The organism is Brevibacillus sp. MCWH, from assembly GCF_013096935.1.
Taxonomy (GTDB): Bacteria; Bacillota; Bacilli; order Brevibacillales; family Brevibacillaceae; genus Brevibacillus; species Brevibacillus aydinogluensis.
On the sequence record NZ_SDLF01000192.1, the window covers coordinates 1 to 425 of the forward strand.

Below are 425 nucleotides of genomic sequence, written 5' to 3' on the forward strand. Positions count from 1 at the left end.
GTGAATCGAAGCGTTTCTTTTTTTGAAAACGTGGTTGCACTTTGTTTCGTTTTCGATCGCGGTGCAAAATAAATCCTGCAATAAAGCTAAGACCGATGATAAAACAAAATAAACCGAGCAAAAATTGAATGACAAGTGAAGGGATCGGTGCGTGCAAAATACCAAACACCGTATCGCGCATCCATTTAATCCCTAGCGCTGCGATAAATCCTGGAATAAGTAAAATGAGTAGGGCAATCATTCGTTGCATAAAACAAAACCCTTTCCATTCGTTCTGTTTTCATCATAAATGTTTTTGTTTGTTTGTCAAGAAGGGAAAAACAATGTATGATGAAAGCGTCTGCAAAAAATTGCAAACGAATAGGTGATGGGAATGAAAAAAGTATTAATTGTTGGGGCAGGCAAAGGTGGAAGTGCATTATTAA

The 425-nt window shown here is 37.4% G+C and carries 1 protein-coding gene; it reads right to left on the minus strand.

Annotation, left to right across the window (positions count from 1 at the left end):
- A partial coding sequence (locus tag ETC00_RS20035; protein WP_171567776.1) for a DUF2627 domain-containing protein occupies nt 1-250 on the minus strand: 250 nt, incomplete at its 3' end.
- Nucleotides 251-425: the final 175 nt, after the last annotated feature.